This window comes from Aquitalea sp. ASV15, assembly GCF_016429115.1.
GTDB lineage: Bacteria > Pseudomonadota > Gammaproteobacteria > Burkholderiales > Chromobacteriaceae > Aquitalea > Aquitalea magnusonii.
Genome location: NZ_JAELTZ010000007.1, coordinates 105,651 through 126,082 on the forward strand (window position 1 = coordinate 105,651; position 20,432 = coordinate 126,082).

Below are 20,432 nucleotides of genomic sequence, written 5' to 3' on the forward strand. Positions count from 1 at the left end.
GCAACAGGATGCACGTCAGATCCAGTTACGCTTCCAGAACAGCCAGATCAGCCCGCCGGCAATGGCGGCCATCAGCCCCAGCACGGCAAAATAGCCATAGTGCCAGTGCAGCTCCGGCATGTTTTCAAAGTTCATGCCATAGATGCCGGCAATCAGGGTCAAGGGCATGAAGATCATGCTGAACACGGTCAGCACGCGCATTTGCAGGTTCAGCCGGTGCGACTGGGTGGACAGATACAGGTCCAGCATGTCGGCCACCATTTCGCGTGACATTTCCAGCGATTCGATGACATGCATGGTGTGGTCATAGGCATCGCGCAGATAGACCTGGGTTTCCTGCCGGATCAGGCTGAATTCGCCACGGGTCATGGTCAGCAGCATCTCGCGCAGGGGCAGGATGGAGCGGCGCAGCTTGAGACAATCATGTTTCAGCCGCTGCACCTTGTTGAGCACACCCACTTCGCGGCCACGCAGCAGCAGCTGATCCGTCCGCTCGACATGCTCGGTAAACTGGCTGAGCACGCCGAAATAGTCGTCGATGATGGCATCCAGCAGTGAATACGCCAGATAGTCCGCGCCCTTGCCGCGCAGCACGCTGTGCGGATTGCGCAGCCGTTCGCGCACCGGCTCGAACACCCCGGTCGGCCTTTCCTGAAAACTCAGGACAAAGTTTTCTCCCACCACCAGATACATCTGGTCATAACTGAGCCGGCCACCGTTTTTGGGAAAATCGAACACCCGCGTGGCGATGAACAGATAGTCGCCATAGTCTTCCAGCTTGGGACGCTGACGATTATTGAGAATGTCCTCCTGCACCAGCGGGTGCAGCTGGAATCGCTCGCCGATGGCCTGCATCACGGCGGGGTCGTGCAGGCCATAGACATTCAGCCATTGTATCGGCTGTGCCGGCTGATGGGCCAGCCCGGCGGCAATGCTGTCAAAACGGTTTTCAGTCAGCTGCTGCGGCCCGAATTCCACCAGGGCCAGGCTGGAGCTGGAGAGTTTCTGCTCGCCGACTGGCAGCAGGCTGCCGGGTGCCTCGCCCAGGCTGGGCACCCGTTGTTTCACTTCGGCATGGCGCATGATTAAAGCTGGCTGACGTCGAGTTCGAAACCGACATTCTTCCACTGCAACACTTCCTGACGGAAGGCGCTGGCAGTCAGCGGATTATCATTCAGCCAATTCTGACTCATGGTCAGCACAAAACCTTTCACATCCAGCTTGAGGTCGAGCAATTCCGGCAGGGTGATGGCCATGCGGCTGCGATAGAACAATACCGCCAGCCGCAGCGCGACCACGGCCTGCCACAAGGCGGGGTCGTTCACCACCTGCTGCATCTTGCCCATGTCGCCGCGATGGCCCAGCACGATGGTGGCCAGCATGGCCTGTTCGCGCTTGGAAAAACCCGGCATGTCGGCATTTTGCAGGATATAGGCCGAATGCTTGTGGTAAGCGGTATGGGCGATGGTCAGGCCGATTTCATGCAGCCGGGCCGCCCAGATCAGCCGCTTGAGCATGTCCTGGTCCACATCCTCGCCCGCCACCATGCGGTACAGCCGCTCTGCCAGGGCCTGCACCCGCTCGCTTTGCGGCACATCCACGTGATAACGGCGCTTGAACAGCTGCACCGTGCTTTCGCGCATGTCCTTTTCGCGCTGGCGCCCCAGCAGGTCGTAGAGCACGCCATCGCGCAACGCGCCTTCGGCCACGGTCATCTTGCTGATGCCCAGTTCTTCGAAAATGGCGATCATGATGGCCAGCCCGCCCGGCAGCACCGGCAGGCGGTCGGCCTTCAGGCCGTTCAGGCTGACGTTTTTCAGGGATTCGCGCTTGATCAGTTCGGCACGCAGTTGCAGCATGCCTTCCAGCGTGATGTCGGAAGCCGACCAGTCGTTGATTTCCAGGATGTCGCGCAAGGAACGGGCGGTGCCCGAGGTCCCCACCGCCAGTTGCCATTCTTCCGGGCGGTATTCGGTGGTGATGCGCTGGATTTCATTGCGCGCGGCCAGCGTGGCATCGGCAAAATTGCTGCGGCTGAGCTTGCCATCGGCAAAATAGCGCATGCTGTAGCTGACACAGCCCAGCGGCAGGCTTTCGGTTACATGGGCCTTGAACTGGCTGCCGATGACAAATTCGGTCGAACCGCCGCCAATATCCACCACCAGCCGTCTTTCCTTGGTGGCGGGCAGGGAATGCGCCGCACCGATATACACCAGCCGTGCTTCTTCGCGCCCGGCGATGATTTCGATGGGAAAGCCCAGCAGCGCTTCGGCGCGCTGAATGAAATCGGCCGAGTTTTTGGCTACCCGCAGGGTATTGGTGCCGACGATGCGCACCTGGGCCGGGCTGAAGCCGCGCAGGCGCTCGCCAAAGCGGGCCATGCAGGCCAGGGCTTTTTCCTGGGTGGCGTCGTCCAGGTATTTGTCGGCAGTCAGGCCCGCGCCCAGACGCACGGTTTCTTTCATGGCATCCAGCGGGTACAGCTGGTCTTCTACAACACGGGACACTTGCAGACGGAAGGTGTTGGACCCCAGGTCGACCGTGGCCAGCACATCCGGGGTGGGCAGGGTTGTGGTCAAAGGCTAGCCTTTTCCAATATGGTTTGCTGCGCGGCCATGCTCAGGGCTCAGCCTGTAAGCGGCCACGCCATGGATTATTCAATAAAAAATGGCAGTAACATGCGCGATGTTACCGCCATTCATGCTGTTGCGTCATTGCGCTTGATCAGTGACCCAGGGTTTCCCGCTTGATGTCTTCCAGCGAGGTATGGCGGATATCCTTGCCCTTCACCAGGTAAACCACGTACTCGGAGATGTTCTTGGAATGGTCGCCAATGCGCTCGATGGCCTTGGAAATGAACAGGGTGTCGATGGACATGCTGATGGTGCGCGGGTCTTCCATCATGAAGGTGATCAGCTGGCGCAGCTCGGCGGCAAAGTCGTCGTCCAGCCGCATGTCTTCTTCGGCCAGTTCCAGTGCCGCGCTGGCATCCAGCCGGGCAAAGGCGTCCAGTGCGCGGCGCAGCATGGCCAGGGCCACTTCCGCCATCTTGCGGATTTCGCGGAAGCGCGGCATCTGGTAGCGCTCGGACTGGTAGATGGTTTTGCCCATGCGCGCGATTTTTTGCGCCTCGTCACCGATGCGCTCCAGATCGGTAATGGTCTTGATCACGGTGATGATGATGCGCAGGTCGCTGGCGGCCGGCTGACGGCGCGCGATGATGTGCTGGCAATCATCGTCGATGGTGACTTCCATCGAATTGACCAGCGCGTCTTCGGTAATCACCTTGTCGAACTTGGCGATGTCACCGGACATGAGCGCATCGATAGCAGAGAGGATCTGTTGTTCCACCAGACCGCCCATTTGCAGGACGCGGGTGCGGATGGTTTCCAGTTCCATGTCGAACTGCTTGGAGATGTGTTCTGCCATGTCTGCCTCTTGAACGAATCCGGATTGCAATGAATAGATGATGGTAAGCCGGCCTGATGACAGGCTGATGACATTTAATCAAAACGGGCCTGTCAGCGACAGGCCCGGCGGCATGCGACAACGGGCTTAGCGGATGACTTCCACGCCATCCTGGCGGCCCAGCACCAGCACATCGGCGCGACGACGGGCAAACAGGCCACAGGTCACGACGCCGGCGATATGGTTGATGGCTTCTTCCAGCTCCACCGGGGTGTTGATGGTGAGGCCGTGCACATCGAGAATCAGGTTGCCGTTGTCGGTCACCACGCCCTGGCGCAGTTCCGGGTGGCCACCCAGTGCCACCAGCTGGCGGGCCACCGAGCTGCGGGCCATCGGAATGACTTCGATCGGCAGCGGAAACTTGCCCAGCTTGAGCACATACTTGCTTTCATCGGCGATGCAGATGAACTGATCGGCTACGCTGGCCACGATTTTCTCGCGGGTCAGCGCGGCGCCACCGCCCTTGATCATGTGCAGGTGATGATTGATTTCATCGGCACCGTCGATGTACACCTCGAGCTTTTCCACCTCGTTCAGCTCGAATACCGGGATGTGATGCGCTTTCAGGCGGGCGGTGGAGGCTTCCGAGCTGGAGACCGCGCCCTTGATACGGCCTTTGATGGTGGCCAGTTCTTCAATGAAGAGATTGACCGTGCTGCCAGTGCCCACACCGACGATACAGTCGTCCGGCACGAATTCCAGCGCCTTTTGGGCCACGGCCAGCTTGAGTTGGTCTTGGGTCAGCATGTTGATACCTCCATCAGGTGAGTTCGATTCCGCATTCAGACAGGGATTATCCCACATCGGCTGGCTTCTGTCGGTGCGCCAGCCATCACTGCGCCGGCATCAGCAGGCAGATGGCTTGTGCTTCGATTGCCTCGCCACGTCCCAGATAGCCCAGCTTCTCATTGGTCTTGCCCTTCACATTGACCGCATTCACGGCAATGCCCAGATCGGCGGCGATGCAGGCGCACATGGCATCGATGTGCGGTGCCAGCTTGGGGCGCTGTGCGATCAGCGTGGCGTCCACATTCACCACCTGCCAGCCGGCCGCCCTTACCCGTGCCGCCGCTTCGCGCAGCAATACCCGGCTGTCCGCCCCCTTGAAACGGGCATCGGTATCCGGAAAGTGCCGGCCGATATCGCCCAGCGCGGCTGCTCCCAGTATGGCATCAGTAATGGCATGCAGCAGGGCATCGGCATCGGAATGCCCCAGCAGGCCATGGCTGTGCGGGATGGTCACGCCGCCCAGGATCAACGGGCGGCCTTCCACCAGCTGATGCACGTCGTAACCTTGTCCAACTCGGAACATGCTGTTCACTCCTTTCTTGCGGCCAGAATGGCACGCGCCAGTGCCAGATCGCGCGGGTAGGTCACCTTGAAATTCTGCGCATCGCCTTCCACCAGCCGCGGCTTGTGTCCATATTGCTCCACGGCGGAGGCTTCGTCGGTGATATCCGCCACCGTGGCCGCGGCCAGTGCCTCGGCCAGCAGCCCGGCACGGAACATTTGCGGCGTCTGCGCCAGCCACAGCCCCTGGCGCGGCACGGTGGCACTGATGCGGCCTTCGCCATCCGCCCGCTTCACCGTATCCGGCACCGGCAAGGCCAGCAGGCCGCCTACCGCATCGTCAGCCAGGGTGGCAATCAGCCGCTCCACCGCCGCCACCGACAGGCAGCAGCGGGCGGCATCATGCACCAGCACCCAGTCCTGCTCGCCAGCCTCCATGGCCTGCAAGCCATTGCGCACGCTTTCGGCGCGGCTGGCTCCCCCCACGCGCAGCACGCTGAGCTTGGGCAGGTCCCATTCGAAATCATCAAACCATTCGTCACCGGGCGAGATCACCACCACCACCCGGCTGATGGCTGCCACCTGCGACAAGACCTGCAAGGTGTGCCACATCAGCGGACGATTGTTCAGTTGCAGGTATTGCTTGGGGCTGGGGCCGCCAAAGCGGCTGCCGGAACCGGCGGCCGGCACCAGGGCAAGATAGCGGCTCATGCGGCCTCCCCTGACGGCGGGTTCTCCAGCGTGCGCCACAGGCAACTGCCCTTGACCGCCTTGTCCAGCTCGCCCAGATAGCTCTGGTGTGCGGCCAGTTCTTCCTCGCTGGCCCGGCGTACCGACAGCGGCTTGCGCTCGAAATGGATGTCGCCGGCTTGCTGGCTGCCATTGTCGACATCGATGTCCATGACCAGGCTTTCCTGGCCGCGGGTCATCCACAGATAGACTTCCGACAGCAGTTCGCAGTCGATCAGCGCGCCGTGCAGGGTACGGTTGGAGCGGTCGATTTCAAAGCGGTCGCACAAGGCGTCCAGGCTGTTGCGCTTGCCGGGAAACTGGTCGCGCGCCATGGCCAGGGTGTCGGTCACCTGCGCCGCCACATCCTTGACGAGCGGCAGGCCCAGGCGGTCGAATTCGGCATTGAGGAATTTGACGTCAAACGGCGCGTTATGAATGATCAGCTCGGCCCCGCGCATGAAGTCGGCCAGCTCGGCCGCCACCTGGGCAAAGCGCGGCTTGCCCTCCAGCGAGGCCAGAGAAATGCCGTGCACCCGTTCGGCATCCGGGTCGATATCGCGTTCCGGGTGAATGTACAGATGCAGATGCTTGCCGGTGAGCTTGCGGTTCACCATTTCCAGCCCGGCGAATTCAATGATGCGATGGCCCTGATCGGGATCGAGGCCGGTGGTTTCAGTATCGAGAATGATCTGTCTCATGCTGCTGCTTTCAGGCGAACCGGCCTGCGCCGGTCGCAATCAATAACTCTGTCAGGGGGATTTACAGGGTGTCGACGCCACGGTTGGCCAGCTGGTCGGCGCGTTCGTTGAACTCATGGCCGGCATGGCCCTTGACCCAGCGCCACTCGACATGGGTGTGACGGTTGCGTTCGGCATCGAGCGCCTGCCACAGATCGGCATTCTTCACGGGTTCCTTGGCGGCGGTTTTCCAGCCACGGGCCTTCCAGCCGTGGATCCACTCGGAAATGCCTTTCTGCACATATTGCGAGTCGGTGTAGACCACCACACTGCAAGGCCGGTTCAATGCCTCCAGCGCGCGAATCACCGCCAGCAGTTCCATGCGGTTATTGGTGGTGCCGTGCTCGCCACCAAACAATTCCTTTTCCTTGCCCTTGAAACGCAGCAGCGCACCCCAGCCACCGGGGCCCGGATTGCCCTTGCAGGCACCATCGGTATAAATCTCAACGCGATCTTCAGTTGTCATGTGTCTCTGTCAGTTCCGCCCCGTCCTGCCGACCGGGCATGGTCATTCTGTGCAGGCTGCCGCGCACCGGCGGTGGTGGCGGCTTGCTTGCGGGTAGGGTGGCGTTCGTTGCCGGCGGCCACTACCAGCCCCTGTGCCGACTTGGCGGCTTTCCACTTGGGGGTAATCAGCCGCATGCCGCGCTGGCGCTTGATGGCTTCGATGCCATATACACCGGCGGCCAGCGGCCACCATTTGTCGCCTGCGCGCTCCAGGAAACCAAAGCGCTCCAGCCAGTCGCGCTGCGAAACGGGGGGGGCATAAGCCATGAAACAGCCGGCGACCGGCTCCAGATCGAGCAGCTTCAGCCAGTCGCGGATGCGGATCAGCGGGAAAAAGTTGCCACGCCACGGCGTGTCCGCCCGCCCTTGTATCAGGCGGCGCACCCCCCACAGGGACACCGGATTGAAGCCGGTCATCAACAGACGCCCTTCCGGCACCAGCACTCTTTCCACCTCGCGCAGTACCTGGTGCGGCTCGGTGGTAAAATCCAGCAGATGCGGCATCACCAGCAGATCCAGGCTGCGCGATTCAAAAGGCAGTTGGGCCGGGTGACAGATGATCTGCGCCGCCTCACCGCTTTCTGCCGCCCGGCATTGCCAGGGAATGCGGTTGGCCGCCAGGAAGTCCACCTCCGGCAGGCCCATCTGCACTGCATGAAAACCGAAAATATCGGCAACAGCCCGATCGAAAAACGCCTGTTCGCACTCCAGCAGGTAATGTCCCAGTTCGGTCGTGGCCAGCCACGTGGAAAACGCTTGCATCATTGAAGGAGTCCGATCCGACCATGTTTACCATTACCCCCGTTCGGGCATTTGCCGACAATTATATCTGGGTTTTGCAGCAGGGCACCGGCGCACTTGCAGTTGATCCGGGCGAAGCGGCACCGCTGATCGCCTTTCTGGAGCATGGCGGTCTGGCGTTGCAAGGCATTCTGATCACCCATCATCATGCCGACCACTGTGGCGGACTGGCCGAGCTGTTGCAGCGCTGGCCACAGGCCAGAGTCTATGGGCCGGCGACGATCAGCGGGGTGAATCAGCCCGTTGCGGAAGGCGGGCGGATCGACTGGCAGGGCTATCAGTTCGAGGTATTGGCCCTGCCCGGCCACACGCTGGACCACCTGGCCTATTACGGTCATGGCCAGCTGTTTTGCGGCGACACCCTGTTTGGCGCCGGCTGTGGCCGCCTGTTTGAAGGCAGCCCGGCCCAGATGCTGGCCTCACTGGACAAGCTGGCCGCCCTGCCGGATACCACGCGCTTTTACCCGGCGCACGAATATACCTTGTCCAATCTCAAGTTTGCGCTGGCAGTCGAGCCGGACAATGACGAGATACAGCTGCGTCAGCTGCTGGATCAAAAGCAGATCGCCATGGGTTTGCCCACGCTGCCCACCGAGCTGGGGCTGGAGAAAACCACCAACCCCTTCATGCGCTGCAGCAAACCGGCAGTGCAACAGCAGGCCAGCCGACAGGCCGGGCAGGCGCTGCAGGACCGCCTGCAGGTGTTCACAGTGTTGCGCGAATGGAAAAACAACTTCCGCTGACATGCATTCCGGGTAGATCATTCTTGCCAAAAGGCTGGCTGCCAATCTTTATTAAATCTAGCGACTCATTCAAGCAAAGCTCATGAAATGATTTGTCTTTTTCGATTGACACACCCTTGGGGGGTGTTTAGCATCGGCCGAGATCAGAATTCCGGGCTGGCCAAATGAAAAGAATTACACCATTGGCACTTTCGTTGTCATTTGCATTTTCCGTTTCATCCTTGGCACATGCCGATTCAGGGGCCTTCCGCCAGTCAGTCGGCGTCGACGAAGCCCAGGCCGCCGGCCTGGACATGATGCTGCTGAACTCCAGTCTGCTGCGTAATGGCGACAATGTCTGGGAACGCGCGCGCGAAGGTTTCCAGCTGACCGAAGTCAACGCCGACATCGTCCGCAAGCAGGAACGCCTCTACAGCAGCAAGCCCGAATACTTCAAACGCATGCTGGACCGCAGCCACAAATACCTGTTTCACATCATGAATGAAGTGGAACGCCGTGGCATGCCGACCGAAATCGCCTTCCTGCCCATCGTGGAAAGCGCCTTTGTCCCCACCGCCAATTCACCGGTAGGTGCAGCCGGGCTGTGGCAGTTCATGCCGGCTACCGGCCGTCATTACGGCCTGGAACAGACCTGGTGGTACGATGGTCGCCGCGATGTGATGGAAGCTACCCGCGCCGCGCTGGATTATCTGCAGAATCTGTACGCGCAGTTTGGCGACTGGAATCTGGCACTGGCCGCCTACAACTGGGGCGAGGGCAATCTGGCGCGCGCCATTACCCGTGCCCAGGCCGCCGGTCTTGAGCCGACCTACGAAAACATCAAGATGCCGAATGAGACACGCAATTACGCTCCCAAGCTGATTGCCGTGCGCAACATTCTCAGCCAGCCGGAAAAATTCGGCGTCAAGCTGGATAAATTCCCCAACAAGCCCTATTTCGTCGCAGTGTCCACCGGTCGTCACATGGACATCGAGGTAGCGGCCAAGATGGCCGGCATTTCCGTTGCCGAATTCAAGGAACTGAATCCTGCCTTCAATCTGCCGGTATACGCCCACAAGCCGGGCCGGCAGATGCTGATCCCGCTGTCCAAGGCCGACAAGTTCGATTACAACCTGTCGCACTGGAACAAACCCTTGCTCAGCTGGCAGGTATACACCCCGAGCACGGATGAAAACATCACCAGCGTGGCCGAGCGCTATGGCATGAGCACCGCCGAGCTGCAAAACGTCAACAAGGTAGGCTCGCGCAATCTGGCGGCCGGTCGCCCGGTACTGGTTGCCTTGCGTGGCAAGAGTGACGGCGCCAGCCCGCTGGATGCCGGTGATGGCAACCTGGGGGATGGCAGCAGCCTGATCGCCAGCACAACCACGGTGACAAGCTCGCCGGTGCTTGCCAGCAGTGCAGAGACGCCGGTGCTGGCTAGTGCTGCGCCCGCCAGCATCGCCAAAGCGCAGCCAGTCAGCAGCAAGCCGCTAGCCGTCGCAGCAGCCAGCGCGGCCGCGCCGACGGTTGCCAGCACGGTTGCCCCAACGCAACCGACGATCATTGCCGACAGCACACCGGTGGTCAAACCGGCGCTGAGCGCCGCACCGGCCGCAGCGGCCAAACCGGTATTGCTGGCCAAGGCGGAAGCACCCAGCCTGCCCTCCGGCAACACGCCGCCACCCAAGCCGCTGGAAGCCCGCCTGGCCAGCGTCAACCCGGCTGCCAGCCAGCATACTGTTGCCAGTGGCGATACCCTGTTCAATATCGCCCGTCGCTACAATGTCAGCGTGGCCGACCTGAAAGCCTTTAACAACCTGACGGATAACACCGTCAAGCTGGGGCAGGTCATCAAGGTCAAGGGCAATCCTCTGGCTGCCAATACCATGCTGGCAGAGGCAGTGCCGGCGCCCAGTGCGCAGGATGAGGCCCTGGTCAAGGTCAGCAGCAGCATCGCCCCGGCGAGCGGAGCGGTACCGGCCGAATACGTGGTGCAGCGTGGCGATACCGTCTACAGCATCGCCCGCCGCTTCGGTGTCAATCACGCCGACATCCAGCGCTGGAACGACGCCAACCAGCTGACCCGCCTGCAACCAGGCCAGCGCGTACGCATCGAGACCCAGGGCCTGTAACTCCCCTGAGCCTGCCAATGAAAAACCCGCTGTCGCGGGTTTTTTCTTGTCTGCCAGCGGTCAGGCCGGCACTTACTCGGGGTCGCGGCTGTCCAGCAAAATGGTCACCGGCCCGTCATTGACCAGCGCAACCTGCATATCCGCCCCAAAAACCCCGGTAGGCACGGCGCGGCCGAGTACCCGGCTGAGGCTGTCAACAAACTGTTCGAACAGTGGTCTGGAAATATCACCACGCGCCGCCCGGCTATAGGAAGGCCGATTGCCCTTGCGCGTGGAAGCAAACAGGGTGAACTGGCTGACCGCCAGCACCTCGCCGCCCTGCTCCAGCAGGGAAAGATTCATCACCCCGGCATCATCATTGAAAATGCGCAGCTGGCTGATCTTGCGTACCAGCCAGTCGATATCCTGCTGGCCATCCACCTCTTCCACCCCCACCAGCAGCAGCAGGCCGGGGCCAATCTGCCCGCATACCTCGCCGGCAACCGTCACGCTTGCTGCACTCACCCGTTGAACTACGACCCGCATGCCCACATCTCCTGAAGTCTGACCTGCCATTCTACCCGCTGGGAGCGCGTGATGAATATTCTGAAGATTGCCGCCTTTTCCGATGGCGAGCGCGGGGGCAACCCGGCCGGCGTAGTCATCCAGCCCACCCTGCCCGCTGACCGTGAAATGCAAGCCATTGCCGCCGAGCTGGGCTTCTCGGAAACCGTCTTTGCCATGCCGCAAGGCCAGGGCTGGCGGGTGCGCTATTTTTCCCCGGAAGCAGAAGTACCGTTTTGCGGACATGCCACCATTGCGCTGGGGGCAGCGCTGGCCATGCACTACGGCGATGGCGACTTTCCCCTGCAGCTGAATCAGGCCAGCATCAGCGTCAGTGGCCAGTATCAGGCCGGCCGGCTCAGCGCCGCCCTGCAATCACCACCGACCCGCAGTGCACCGGTAGCAGCCGCCTTGCTGCAAGAGGTGCTCGCCTTGTTCGGACTGAGCCCCGCCCAGCTTTCCCCCGAGCTGCCTCCAGCCCTGATTCATGCCGGTGCCGACCACCTGCTGCTGGCGGTGCAGGAGCGTGCCACCCTGTCCGCCATGCGCTATTCACTGGGAGCAGGACGTGACTTGATGCGCCGTGCCGGCCTCACCACCATCCTGCTGCTATGGGCAGAAAACCGGCAATGCTTTCACAGCCGCAACGCCTTTGCCGCCGGTGGCGTGTATGAAGACCCGGCCACCGGCGCCGCCACCGCCGCCCTGGCCGGTTATCTGCGCGATATCGGCTGGGAGCATGGTGGCCATATCGAGGTGATACAAGGCGAGGACATGGGCCAGCGCTCTTGCCTGCATGCGGCCATTCCGCCAGAACAAGGCAGCTCGATTCGCATATCCGGCCGCGCCAGACTCATGGAGCCGGCGCACTAAGCCGCTGTCTCCGCTACAATTCCCCCCTACTCCGCAGCAAGGATCCGCCTCATGTTGATGGTACTCTCGCCGGCCAAAACGCTGGACTACACCACGCCCTCCCATACCACGCGCTACACTCGGCCTGATTTTCTGGCCGACAGTCAGCAACTGATCACGGTATTGCGCGAAAAAAGCCCGGCAGATATTGCCCGCCTGATGAATATCAGCGACACGCTGGCCACCCTGAATGTGGGCCGCTATCACGACTGGACCCCCGACTTCACCCCGGACAATGCCAAGCAAGCCGTGCTGGCCTTCATGGGAGATGTTTACGAGGGGCTGGATGCCGCCAGTCTGAACGAAGCACAGCTCGACTATCTGCAACAGCATCTGCGCATCCTGTCCGGGCTGTATGGCCTGCTGCGCCCGCTGGACCTGATGCAAGCCTACCGGCTGGAAATGGGCACGAAGCTGGCCAATCCGCGTGGAGCCAATCTGTATGCCTTCTGGGGAGAGCGTATTACCGCCGCCCTGAATCAGCTGCTGGAGGCAGCAGAAAACCCGACACTGGTCAACCTCGCCTCCGACGAGTATTTCAAATCGGTCAAACCGGCCCAGTTGCGCGGCCGGCTGATTACCCCGGTATTCCAGGATTTCAAGAACGGCCAGTACAAGATCATCAGCTTCTACGCCAAACAGGCGCGCGGCCTGATGGCGCGCTGGGCCGCCCTGCATGCGGTAGACACGCCGGAAGCACTGCAGGACTTCAATCTGGCGGGCTACCGGTTCGAGACGACCGAGTCAGACAGCCAGCGCTGGGTATTCCGCCGCCAGCTGGCCTGAACCCGGGCTGGCCGGCCTGGATCGTCAGCTTCCCACCTTGTTGGCCAGCGCCAGCCCCTGCTCGAAAGCCGTGGCGTTGGCCAGCGTGGTTTCAGCGATATTGTCCAGCGCCTCGCGGGTGAGAAAACCCTGGTGCGCCGTGACCAGCACATTGGGAAAGGTCAGCAGGCGCGCCAGCTGGTCATCCTGCAGGCCGACTTCCGAGTGGTTTTCGAAAAACACCCCCTCCTCCATCTCATACACATCCAGCCCCACCCCGGCCAGCCGGCCATCCTTCAGCGCCGCAATCAGGGCCGTGGTGTCCACCAGCGCCCCACGACTGGTATTGATCAGTACCGCACCGCTTTTCATGCCGGCCAGCGCATCGGCATTGATCATGTGCTGGGTTTGCGCTGTCAGCGGCAAATGCAGGCTGACCACATCGCACTGCTGCAGCAATTGCGCCATCGACACATATTCAAAGCCCAGCTGCTGGTCCAGCCCTGCCTGGGGATAGACATCGAAAGCCAGCACCCGCATGCCAAAGCCCTTGGCAATGGCTATCGTGGCCTGACCGATGCGACCGGTTCCCACCACCCCCATGGTCTTGCGATACAGGTCGAAACCCACCAGCCCATCCAGTGAGAAATCCATTTCACGCACCCGCACATAGGATTTGTGGATGCGCCGCACCACCGCCAATAACAGGGCAAAGGCATGCTCGGCCACCGCGTGCGGCGAATAGGCCGGCACCCGGGTCACCACGATGCCGTGCTGCTGACACGCCGCCAGGTCCACCCCGTTGAAGCCGGCACAACGCAAGGTGATCAGGCGCACGCCACGTTGCGCCAGACGGGCAATGACCTCGCCATCCAGCCGGTCATTGACAAAGGGACAGACCGCCTCAACGTCATGCACCAGCTCCAGCGTGTCCCGATTGAGCCGGGGTTCAAAATAGCTCAAGTGATGGCCAAACTGCTGGTTGGCAAGATCCAGGCTTTGACGGTCGTAGTTTTTGGTATCGAAAACAGCGATGCGCATGGTGGGGGTCGCCAGAAAGTGGAAGAGCTTCCAGTATAACGCGCGCCGAAGGCAGGCCGCGGGCGATGAAATACAGGGAACCCATATGCAAAAACCCCGTCAAGCAAGGCTTGATCGGGGTTTTTACTACCGTGCAGCAAGCTGCAGGGAATTGGTTGCGGGAGCAGGATTCGAACCTACGACCTTCGGGTTATGAGCCCGACGAGCTACCAGACTGCTCCATCCCGCGTCAGTGTCCTGTCGCTGTCTTCTGCGCTGTTTGTTCAGAAGAGGAGTGCATATTACCTGCCATGATGGGCAGCGTCAACACTTTCTTAAAATAAATTTAATATGCCACCGAAATCATTTGTAAAACTAATTAACATTTCGCCGCTTGCCTGACACATCTCCTCAATACGGCTGGCCTAAAGTAGCCATTGTGTTACCACCCGTCACTTCTGCCCCATGAGTGACTGGTCTCTTGCGGCACTTGCCGTCGCCTCCCCCAGGGACGAAGTTGCTGCAGACAGGTAGCCAGTGCAGTTTGAATCGTTCTGCTTCAGCTCCGGCGGAGTGCAGCGCGTATTCTCCTAAGTGTTCATCACGGAAATTTTGGGCCGCCAATTGGCGGCCCCTTTTTTTGTCTTCAAGACAGCCAGGCCGGCCTGGAATGGCGCAACTGCCGCCTTCCCAACCAGGTCAGTCCCAGCAGCAAGCCCATGATGCCGTAGCTGACAAAGGGCGAAAGCAATAAAAAGGTCTCCACCGGCAACTGCCAGATCATCAGGCAGCGGATGAGTGTTTCCAGTGTCAGTCCGGCTCCCCACAGCAAGGTCATCTGTCGAATGCCCCGGCGAAATGCTGGCTCTTGCCAGCGCTGGATAAAACGCACCTGCCCATCGACCGACTCGCGTGCAACCGTGGCCAGCGCCAGATGATAAACCAGCGGCCGCCCGAGCAGCAGCGACAACAGGAAAACCACGCCAACCAGTCCCGACAACAAGGACTCCCGCATCAGCAAGATGCGCGGGCTTCCTCCCAGCAGCATCACCAGCAGTGACAAGGCAATCCCCCCTAGCACCAGCAGGCTGAGGGCATCAATCCGGCGAAAACGCAGCAATTCGACTGCGCTCCACGCAATGGGGGGAAGCGAGGACACCATCAGCGCCGTGGTTTCTCCCCACTGCGGCAGTGCCCAGCGATAAGCCAGCCAGGGCAGCAGAAAGTTGAACAGCAGCTCCGGCAGCAGTTTGAACAAGCGGGACATAAGCCATATGCGCGGGGGAAAACAGCGATGATAGGACAAAAGTCGGGCAGACCTCCAGCCAGTGGCCGCAATGTGCAAGGCCGGCAAAGCAAAACCCCGCCGGCGGCGGGGTTGTGTTGTCTGTGTACTGACCCGCTGTTGCGGTCAGCAGCTACTGCAATTATGCGGCGGCGTGGATGAAACCGTTGGCCGGATAAAAGGCGCTGGCAAGACCCAGCACGGATTGGAAAGTGACTTCGAACATCTTGCCAACCTGGCGAATGCTGACGACGGTGTAGTGGACGATATCGCCACTGTCTTTATGCTCAAGAACGGTATAACCCGGTTGCAATTGAGAGATTTTCATTTAGGTATTTCCTTGTTTTTTTTATCATTGCGACAAAATTTTTAGTTTGATCTAAAGGTTTAACACGTTATTGACAAATTAGCCAACAATAAAGTTCCGCATCGCGTTGATGAGGCACTGTAACAGTGACAAATGACACATTCGTGACGAATTTCCGGCAATAGTGCTACAAAAACAAAGCCCTGCCGATACGGGATCGGCAGGGCCTTGGGCTTGCTTCAGGCTTGGTGTTTAACCGATACGCATGCCCGGCGCCGCACCCTGATCCACGTCCAGCAGGAACAGACCGGAGCCCTCTTCGGCACCGGAGGCGCAGACGATCATGCCTTGCGACACGCCAAAGCGCATCTTGCGCTCGGCCAGATTGGCCACCACCACCACATTGCGGCCCACCAGCTTTTCCGGCTCCTGATAGGCAGCACGGATGCCGGAGAAGATGTTGCGCTGTTCAAAGCCCAGGTCGACGGTGAACTGCAGCAGCTTGTCCGAACCTTCAACAAAGTTGCAGGCCAGCACCTTGCCGATGCGCAGGTCCACCTTGGCAAAGTCGTCGATCTTGATGGTGTCGGCCAGCGGCTCGTAAGCGGCAGCCGCCGGGGTATTGGCAGTAGCTTGCATATTCTGTTTGTTTGCTTCGATCAGTTTGTCGATCAGCGCCGGGTCGATGCGCTGCATCAGGTGCTGATAGGTATTGATGGTGTTGCCCAGCAGCAGGCTGTCGGCATCGGCCCAGCTCAGCGGCGCCACGCCGAGGAAGGCTTCCACGCCTTCGGCCAGCTTGGGCAGTACCGGCTTCAGGTAGATGGTGAGCAGGCGGAAGGCGTTGATCAGCACGGTGCAGACTTCCTGCAGGCGCGCATCCTGCCCCTCCTGCTTGGCCAGCTCCCACGGCTTGTTGGCGTCGACATAGGCATTCACCTCATCGGCCAGCGCCATCACATCGCGCAGGGCCTTGGCGTATTCGCGGGCTTCAAACGCGGCAGCCAGTTCCGGCGCAGCAGCCTGCAGCTGGTGCAGGATGGCGGTATCCGCCACGCTGTCGGCCAGCTTGCCGCCAAAGCGCTTGCTGATGAAACCGGCAGAGCGGCTGGCGATGTTGACGTACTTGCCCACCAGGTCGGAATTCACCCGTGCCACGAAGTCATTGAGGTTGAGGTCGATGTCTTCGATGCGGCCATTGAGCTTGGCCGCCATGTAGTAGCGCATCCATTCCGGGTTCAGGCCGCAGTCCAGATAGCTCTTGGCCTGGATGAAGGTGCCGCGCGACTTGGACATCTTCTGCCCGTCCACGGTGAGGAAGCCGTGGGCAAACACGCCAGTGGGCGCGCGCAGGCCGGAGTAGTTCAGCATGGCCGGCCAGAATAGGGCGTGGAAATACAGGATGTCCTTGCCGATGAAGTGGTACATCTCGGCATCAGTACCCGGCTTGAACCAGGCATCAAAATCGATGCCCTTGCTGTCGCACAGATTCTTGAAGCTGGCCATATAGCCAATCGGTGCATCCAGCCACACATAGAAGTACTTGCCCGGCGCATCGGGAATTTCAAAACCGAAATACGGGGCATCGCGGCTGATGTCCCAATCCTGCAGGCCGCCTTCGATCCACTCGTTCATCTTGTTGAGCGATTCCGGCTGCAGGTGCGGCTGGCTCACGCCATCGGCACGGGTGGTGCTGCCGCTGGTCCAGCCCTTGAGGAAATCAGCGCACTCGCCCAGGCGGAAGAAATAGTGTTCGGAAGTTTTCAGCACCGGCTTGGCACCGGACACCGCCGAGTAGGGGTTCTTCAGCTCGGTCGGGTTATAGGTGGCACCGCATACTTCACAGTTGTCGCCGTACTGGTCCTTGGCCCCGCACTTGGGGCATTCGCCCTTGACGAAGCGGTCCGGCAGGAACATCTGCTTTTCCGGGTCGAACAGCTGCTCGATGGTGCGGCTGGAAATCTTGCCGTCGGCGCGCAGCGCCTTGTACACCTGCTCGGCAAAGGCTTTGTTTTCCGGGCTGTTGGTACTGTAGTAGTTGTCGTGACCGATCAGGAAACCCTGCGAATCGGCCAGATGCAGTTCGCGCACGGCATCCACCAGCTGGGTGGGAGTGATGCCCTGCTTTTCGGCGGCCAGCATGATGGGCGCGCCGTGAGTGTCGTCGGCGCACACGTAATAGCACTCGTGGCCGCGCATTTTCTGGAAGCGTACCCAGACGTCGGTCTGGATCTGTTCCAGCATATGGCCCAGATGCAGCCCCGCGTTGGCGTAAGGCAGTGCGCTGGTCACCAGAATCTTGCGTTTGCTCATTGGGTGTTCCTGAAGGTAAGCGATCTCAAGCGGACGATTATAGAGCCGGATGCCGCTGCCGGTCACGGCGCAGATCGGCAAAAACCCGGCAGGCCGCAGCAAAGGCGGGCCAGCCGGGTTGATTGGCGGGTACTTGGCGGAAAATCAGCTGTTCTGGGTTTGCAGCTCGGGTGGCAGATAATCAGCCGGTGCCGCGCGCTCGGCCATGGCCTGCGGCACGGTGCTGCGTGCCAGCACCACAAACAGCACAGCAGTGAAGACCGAGCAGGCGGCAAAGCCGGCCATGCCCCCCAGCAGGTAGGCCAGACGGAAGATTTCGATGCCCAGTGCGTAGCCGGCCATCGACAGCATGCTCATGGACGCCGATACCGTGCCCTTGGCCACGGGCGAGGACATCAGGGCAAAGCGGTAGAGCACGCCAAAGCTCAAGCCTTCGCCAAAGCTCATCAGGCTCATGCCGGCCACCATCAGCCATACCGGCTCGCGGGCAAACAGCACGCCGCCCAGCATCAGCAGCAGGCCGCTGATGATAGGCCCCATGCCGACAAACACCGAACGGCCCAGCGGCCAGCGGTCGGCCAGCAATACCAGCGCGAAATTGCCAGCGATCAGGCCACCGAACACCGGCAGCTGCATCAGGCCGTATTGCAGGGTGCTCATGCCCAGATCCTGTACCAGCAGCACCGGCGACAAGGCAATCCAGCCCATCAAGGGCAGGGCCAGCAGGGGAATGCACAGGGCCGACAGCAGGAAGCGGCGCTGGCGGAACAGGCGCAGGTAATCACGGCCCATTTGCGACAGCGGCAGCTTGTCATGACTGGGCGTGACGGTTTCCGGCATTTTCCAGATCAGGCCCAGCAGCGCGATAAAGGACATGGCGGCAATCACCAGGAAGCAGCTGCGCCACGGGGCGATTTCCACTAGCGCGGCACCGGCCAGCGGGCCGACCAGCGGTGCGATCAGCGCCACATTGGCCATCAGCGCGGTGACCTTGACCGCTGCGGTTTCTTCAAACGCCTCTTGTACGGCGGCATAGCCCACCGCATTGATAAAGCACAGCCCCATGCCTTGCAACACACGCAGGGCAATGAAACTTTCGATGGAATGCACCAGATAGCTGGCCAGGCAGGCCAGCATGAAATAGGCCACGCCAAACAACAGCACCGGACGGCGGCCGATACGGTCGGACAAGGGGCCGGTCAGCCAGGGCAGCACGGCTCCGCCAATCAGAAAGGCGGTCATCGAGGTGGCAACCCACGAGGTATTCACCATGAATTCACGGGTCACCTGCAGCATGGCGGGCTGCACCATGTCGTTGGCGATATAAACGGCAAATTCGAACAAGACCAGCGCGAGGGGAAACAGCAGATTGGCCGGACTGAGAGAAACATGTTTGGACTGCAATGCAACAACCTTTCTTGATGACAAAGAGCAAAGCCATGGCCTGACAGGGCCGAGCCGGTGCCAAACGGCAAGCGGAATACGCGCCGTGGCGTGAAAAAAAAGGGGCTGATTCTACGCTTATCAAGCGCTTACGGCAAAATCTTTCGAGATGAAGCAATCAGCAGCAGGCGCTGCCCGGCAAGCATGCGATGACCATAGCCACCCGGCCAAGGCGGGAGTAACATGCCTGCTGGCGCAACGGGAGCCACGCACCCGTGCTAAAACATAGTAAAATTGTCGGGTATTCCACCCATCCCCATTGCTCCCATGCTCTCCAAACTGACCAAGCTGTTCGGTGCCAAGCCGGACGCAGATAGCGCAGCCGACACCATGACCCTGACCGATGCCCAAGTGCTGGAGGCCGTTGCCGGCCTGATCGATGCCAATACCGGCAAAACCTACAGCGCAGCCAAAGCCGTCAAGAACATCCAGATCAGCGCCGACCAGCTGGCGCTGGAAGTGGTACTCGCCTACCCGGCGGCCAGCCAGTTCGACAGTGTGCGCAGCCAGTTCGACACCGCGCTGCAGCCCATTGCCGCAGGCCGGGCACTGCAGATTACCGTGCGCAGCCAGATCACCAGCCATGCCGCCCAGCGCGGCGTGCCGCTGCTGCCTGGCGTCAAGAATGTCATCGCCGTGGCTTCCGGCAAGGGCGGCGTGGGCAAATCCACCACTGCCGTCAACCTGGCCCTGGCGCTGCAAGCCGAAGGCGCACGCGTGGGGATTCTGGATGCCGACATCTACGGCCCCTCGCAACCGCTGATGCTGGGCCTGCAAGGCCAGCGCCCGGAAACGCCGGATGGCAAAAGCTTGCAACCGATCGTCAATTACGGCATCCAGACCATGTCCATCGGCTATCTGGTGGATGCCGACCAGGCTATGGTATGGCGCGGTCCCATGGTCAGCCAGGCACTGCAACAACTGCTGAACGACACCCACTGGGACAATCTGGACTACCTGGTGATCGACATGCCGCCCGGCACCGGCGACATCCAGCTGACGCTGTCGCAAAAAGTGCCGGTTACCGGGGCGCTGATCGTCACCACGCCGCAAGATATTGCCCTGCTGGATGCGCGCAAGGGTGTCACCATGTTCCAGAAAGTAGGCGTGCCGATTCTGGGCATGGTGGAAAACATGGCCATCCACATCTGCAGCAACTGCGGTCATGCCGAGCACATCTTCGGTGAAGGCGGTGCGGCACGCATGGCGGCCGACTTTGGCGTGGACGTGCTGGGCTCGCTGCCGCTGGACATGGGCATCCGCCTGGCCGTCGATGAAGGCAAGCCAACCGTGGCCGCCGACCCGGATGGCGCTATCGCCACCCTGTACAAGGACATTGCGCGCAAGCTGGCGGTCAAGGTGGGTGAAAAAGCCCAGGACTTCTCCGGCAAATTCCCCAAGATCGTCATCCAGAACAACTAAGCCGCACAGCATGATTGCGATGTTCGACTC

General features: G+C 60.7%; 20 protein-coding genes and 1 tRNA gene. 5 read left to right on the plus strand and 16 right to left on the minus strand.

What is annotated here, in order from left to right; genetic code table 11:
- Positions 1–15 precede the first annotated feature (15 nt).
- The 9 genes from corA to JHD64_RS05005 all read right to left on the minus strand — a co-directional run bounded on the left by corA (position 16) and on the right by JHD64_RS05005 (position 7,499).
- Positions 16–1,083 carry a magnesium/cobalt transporter CorA gene (gene corA / locus JHD64_RS04965; protein WP_233170335.1) on the minus strand — a complete coding sequence of 356 codons (1,068 nt, stop codon included), beginning with the start codon at positions 1,081–1,083 and terminating at the stop codon, positions 16–18.
- A gap of 2 nt (positions 1,084–1,085) precedes the next feature.
- Positions 1,086–2,552 (minus strand): exopolyphosphatase, encoded by a 1,467-nt coding sequence (gene ppx / locus JHD64_RS04970; RefSeq protein WP_059287287.1) that lies wholly within the window; start codon positions 2,550–2,552, stop codon positions 1,086–1,088.
- A gap of 172 nt (positions 2,553–2,724) precedes the next feature.
- On the minus strand, positions 2,725–3,429 hold the full coding sequence (gene phoU / locus JHD64_RS04975) for a phosphate signaling complex protein PhoU (protein ID WP_059287284.1): 705 nt from the start codon (positions 3,427–3,429) through the stop codon (positions 2,725–2,727).
- A 126-nt stretch (positions 3,430–3,555) separates the two neighbouring features.
- Complete coding sequence (rpiA, locus tag JHD64_RS04980; RefSeq protein WP_059287285.1) at positions 3,556–4,215, minus strand: ribose-5-phosphate isomerase RpiA; 660 nt, start codon at positions 4,213–4,215, stop codon at positions 3,556–3,558.
- 85 nt (positions 4,216–4,300) lie between these two features.
- The gene (ispF, locus tag JHD64_RS04985) at positions 4,301–4,780 is read right to left on the minus strand and encodes a 2-C-methyl-D-erythritol 2,4-cyclodiphosphate synthase (RefSeq protein ID WP_059287288.1); all 480 of its coding nucleotides are present in this window, start codon (positions 4,778–4,780) and stop codon (positions 4,301–4,303) included.
- A 5-nt stretch (positions 4,781–4,785) separates the two neighbouring features.
- Positions 4,786–5,469, minus strand: coding sequence for a 2-C-methyl-D-erythritol 4-phosphate cytidylyltransferase (gene ispD, locus JHD64_RS04990; RefSeq protein ID WP_110313545.1), 684 nt, complete (start codon positions 5,467–5,469; stop codon positions 4,786–4,788).
- On the minus strand, positions 5,466–6,188 hold the full coding sequence (gene dnaQ, locus JHD64_RS04995; RefSeq protein WP_059286945.1) for a DNA polymerase III subunit epsilon: 723 nt from the start codon (positions 6,186–6,188) through the stop codon (positions 5,466–5,468). The genes ispD and dnaQ overlap by 4 nt, the downstream gene beginning before the upstream one ends.
- 61 nt (positions 6,189–6,249) lie before the next feature.
- Positions 6,250–6,693 carry a ribonuclease HI gene (gene rnhA / locus JHD64_RS05000; protein WP_199052461.1) on the minus strand — a complete coding sequence of 148 codons (444 nt, stop codon included), beginning with the start codon at positions 6,691–6,693 and terminating at the stop codon, positions 6,250–6,252.
- Complete coding sequence (locus JHD64_RS05005; RefSeq protein WP_059286947.1) at positions 6,690–7,499, minus strand: class I SAM-dependent methyltransferase; 810 nt, start codon at positions 7,497–7,499, stop codon at positions 6,690–6,692. The genes rnhA and JHD64_RS05005 overlap by 4 nt, the downstream gene beginning before the upstream one ends.
- A gap of 20 nt (positions 7,500–7,519) precedes the next feature.
- Here JHD64_RS05005 and gloB point away from each other — a divergent pair, with 20 nt between their 5' ends.
- The gene (gloB, locus tag JHD64_RS05010; protein ID WP_199052462.1) at positions 7,520–8,278 is read left to right on the plus strand and encodes a hydroxyacylglutathione hydrolase; all 759 of its coding nucleotides are present in this window, start codon (positions 7,520–7,522) and stop codon (positions 8,276–8,278) included.
- 221 nt (positions 8,279–8,499) lie between these two features.
- On the plus strand, positions 8,500–10,392 hold the full coding sequence (locus JHD64_RS05015) for a LysM peptidoglycan-binding domain-containing protein (protein WP_233170337.1): 1,893 nt from the start codon (positions 8,500–8,502) through the stop codon (positions 10,390–10,392).
- Positions 10,393–10,464: 72 nt separating this feature from the next.
- On the opposite strand, the gene dtd is transcribed toward JHD64_RS05015, so the two are convergent.
- Positions 10,465–10,917, minus strand: a complete 453-nt coding sequence (dtd, locus tag JHD64_RS05020; RefSeq protein WP_059286949.1) for a D-aminoacyl-tRNA deacylase — start codon at positions 10,915–10,917, stop codon at positions 10,465–10,467.
- Positions 10,918–10,968: 51 nt separating this feature from the next.
- Between dtd and JHD64_RS05025 the strand changes: the two genes are divergently transcribed.
- Positions 10,969–11,808 (plus strand): PhzF family phenazine biosynthesis protein, encoded by an 840-nt coding sequence (locus JHD64_RS05025; protein ID WP_199052464.1) that lies wholly within the window; start codon positions 10,969–10,971, stop codon positions 11,806–11,808.
- 51 nt (positions 11,809–11,859) lie between these two features.
- A complete protein-coding gene (gene yaaA, locus JHD64_RS05030; protein WP_199052465.1) occupies positions 11,860–12,633 on the plus strand; it encodes a peroxide stress protein YaaA in 774 nt (257 codons plus the stop codon).
- A 24-nt stretch (positions 12,634–12,657) separates the two neighbouring features.
- Here the strand turns inward: yaaA and JHD64_RS05035 are convergent, their stop codons facing one another.
- From JHD64_RS05035 to JHD64_RS05060, 6 genes are all read right to left on the minus strand, one after another.
- The gene (locus JHD64_RS05035; protein WP_110313547.1) at positions 12,658–13,653 is read right to left on the minus strand and encodes a 2-hydroxyacid dehydrogenase; all 996 of its coding nucleotides are present in this window, start codon (positions 13,651–13,653) and stop codon (positions 12,658–12,660) included.
- Positions 13,654–13,805: 152 nt separating this feature from the next.
- Positions 13,806–13,882, minus strand: a tRNA-Met gene (locus JHD64_RS05040).
- Between the two features lie 396 nt (positions 13,883–14,278).
- Complete coding sequence (locus JHD64_RS05045) at positions 14,279–14,899, minus strand: VC0807 family protein (RefSeq protein ID WP_199052466.1); 621 nt, start codon at positions 14,897–14,899, stop codon at positions 14,279–14,281.
- A gap of 160 nt (positions 14,900–15,059) precedes the next feature.
- Positions 15,060–15,245, minus strand: a complete 186-nt coding sequence (locus JHD64_RS05050) for a hypothetical protein (RefSeq protein WP_059286504.1) — start codon at positions 15,243–15,245, stop codon at positions 15,060–15,062.
- Between the two features lie 231 nt (positions 15,246–15,476).
- Positions 15,477–17,537, minus strand: a complete 2,061-nt coding sequence (gene metG / locus JHD64_RS05055; protein WP_199052467.1) for a methionine--tRNA ligase — start codon at positions 17,535–17,537, stop codon at positions 15,477–15,479.
- Between the two features lie 144 nt (positions 17,538–17,681).
- Positions 17,682–18,941, minus strand: coding sequence for an MFS transporter (locus JHD64_RS05060; RefSeq protein WP_110313550.1), 1,260 nt, complete (start codon positions 18,939–18,941; stop codon positions 17,682–17,684).
- Between the two features lie 306 nt (positions 18,942–19,247).
- On the opposite strand from JHD64_RS05060, the gene apbC reads away from it, so the two are divergent.
- Positions 19,248–20,402 carry an iron-sulfur cluster carrier protein ApbC gene (gene apbC / locus JHD64_RS05065; RefSeq protein ID WP_199052468.1) on the plus strand — a complete coding sequence of 385 codons (1,155 nt, stop codon included), beginning with the start codon at positions 19,248–19,250 and terminating at the stop codon, positions 20,400–20,402.
- The last annotated feature ends 30 nt before the right edge of the window (positions 20,403–20,432 follow it).

What these genes read in the sequence shown, in the direction of transcription:
- corA (WP_233170335.1), bottom strand. Translation starts at nt 1,083, where the DNA reads ATGCGCCATGCCGAAGTGAAACAACGGGTGCCCAGCCTGGGCGAGGCA.
- phoU (WP_059287284.1), bottom strand. Translation starts at nt 3,429, where the DNA reads ATGGCAGAACACATCTCCAAGCAGTTCGACATGGAACTGGAAACCATC.
- rpiA (WP_059287285.1), bottom strand. Translation starts at nt 4,215, where the DNA reads ATGCTGACCCAAGACCAACTCAAGCTGGCCGTGGCCCAAAAGGCGCTG.
- ispF (WP_059287288.1), bottom strand. Translation starts at nt 4,780, where the DNA reads ATGTTCCGAGTTGGACAAGGTTACGACGTGCATCAGCTGGTGGAAGGC.
- ispD (WP_110313545.1), bottom strand. Translation starts at nt 5,469, where the DNA reads ATGAGCCGCTATCTTGCCCTGGTGCCGGCCGCCGGTTCCGGCAGCCGC.
- dnaQ (WP_059286945.1), bottom strand. Translation starts at nt 6,188, where the DNA reads ATGAGACAGATCATTCTCGATACTGAAACCACCGGCCTCGATCCCGAT.
- rnhA (WP_199052461.1), bottom strand. Translation starts at nt 6,693, where the DNA reads ATGACAACTGAAGATCGCGTTGAGATTTATACCGATGGTGCCTGCAAG.
- JHD64_RS05005 (WP_059286947.1), bottom strand. Translation starts at nt 7,499, where the DNA reads ATGATGCAAGCGTTTTCCACGTGGCTGGCCACGACCGAACTGGGACAT.
- gloB (WP_199052462.1), top strand. Translation starts at nt 7,520, where the DNA reads ATGTTTACCATTACCCCCGTTCGGGCATTTGCCGACAATTATATCTGG.
- dtd (WP_059286949.1), bottom strand. Translation starts at nt 10,917, where the DNA reads ATGCGGGTCGTAGTTCAACGGGTGAGTGCAGCAAGCGTGACGGTTGCC.
- JHD64_RS05025 (WP_199052464.1), top strand. Translation starts at nt 10,969, where the DNA reads ATGAATATTCTGAAGATTGCCGCCTTTTCCGATGGCGAGCGCGGGGGC.
- yaaA (WP_199052465.1), top strand. Translation starts at nt 11,860, where the DNA reads ATGTTGATGGTACTCTCGCCGGCCAAAACGCTGGACTACACCACGCCC.
- JHD64_RS05035 (WP_110313547.1), bottom strand. Translation starts at nt 13,653, where the DNA reads ATGCGCATCGCTGTTTTCGATACCAAAAACTACGACCGTCAAAGCCTG.
- JHD64_RS05045 (WP_199052466.1), bottom strand. Translation starts at nt 14,899, where the DNA reads ATGTCCCGCTTGTTCAAACTGCTGCCGGAGCTGCTGTTCAACTTTCTG.
- JHD64_RS05050 (WP_059286504.1), bottom strand. Translation starts at nt 15,245, where the DNA reads ATGAAAATCTCTCAATTGCAACCGGGTTATACCGTTCTTGAGCATAAA.
- metG (WP_199052467.1), bottom strand. Translation starts at nt 17,537, where the DNA reads ATGAGCAAACGCAAGATTCTGGTGACCAGCGCACTGCCTTACGCCAAC.
- apbC (WP_199052468.1), top strand. Translation starts at nt 19,248, where the DNA reads ATGCTCTCCAAACTGACCAAGCTGTTCGGTGCCAAGCCGGACGCAGAT.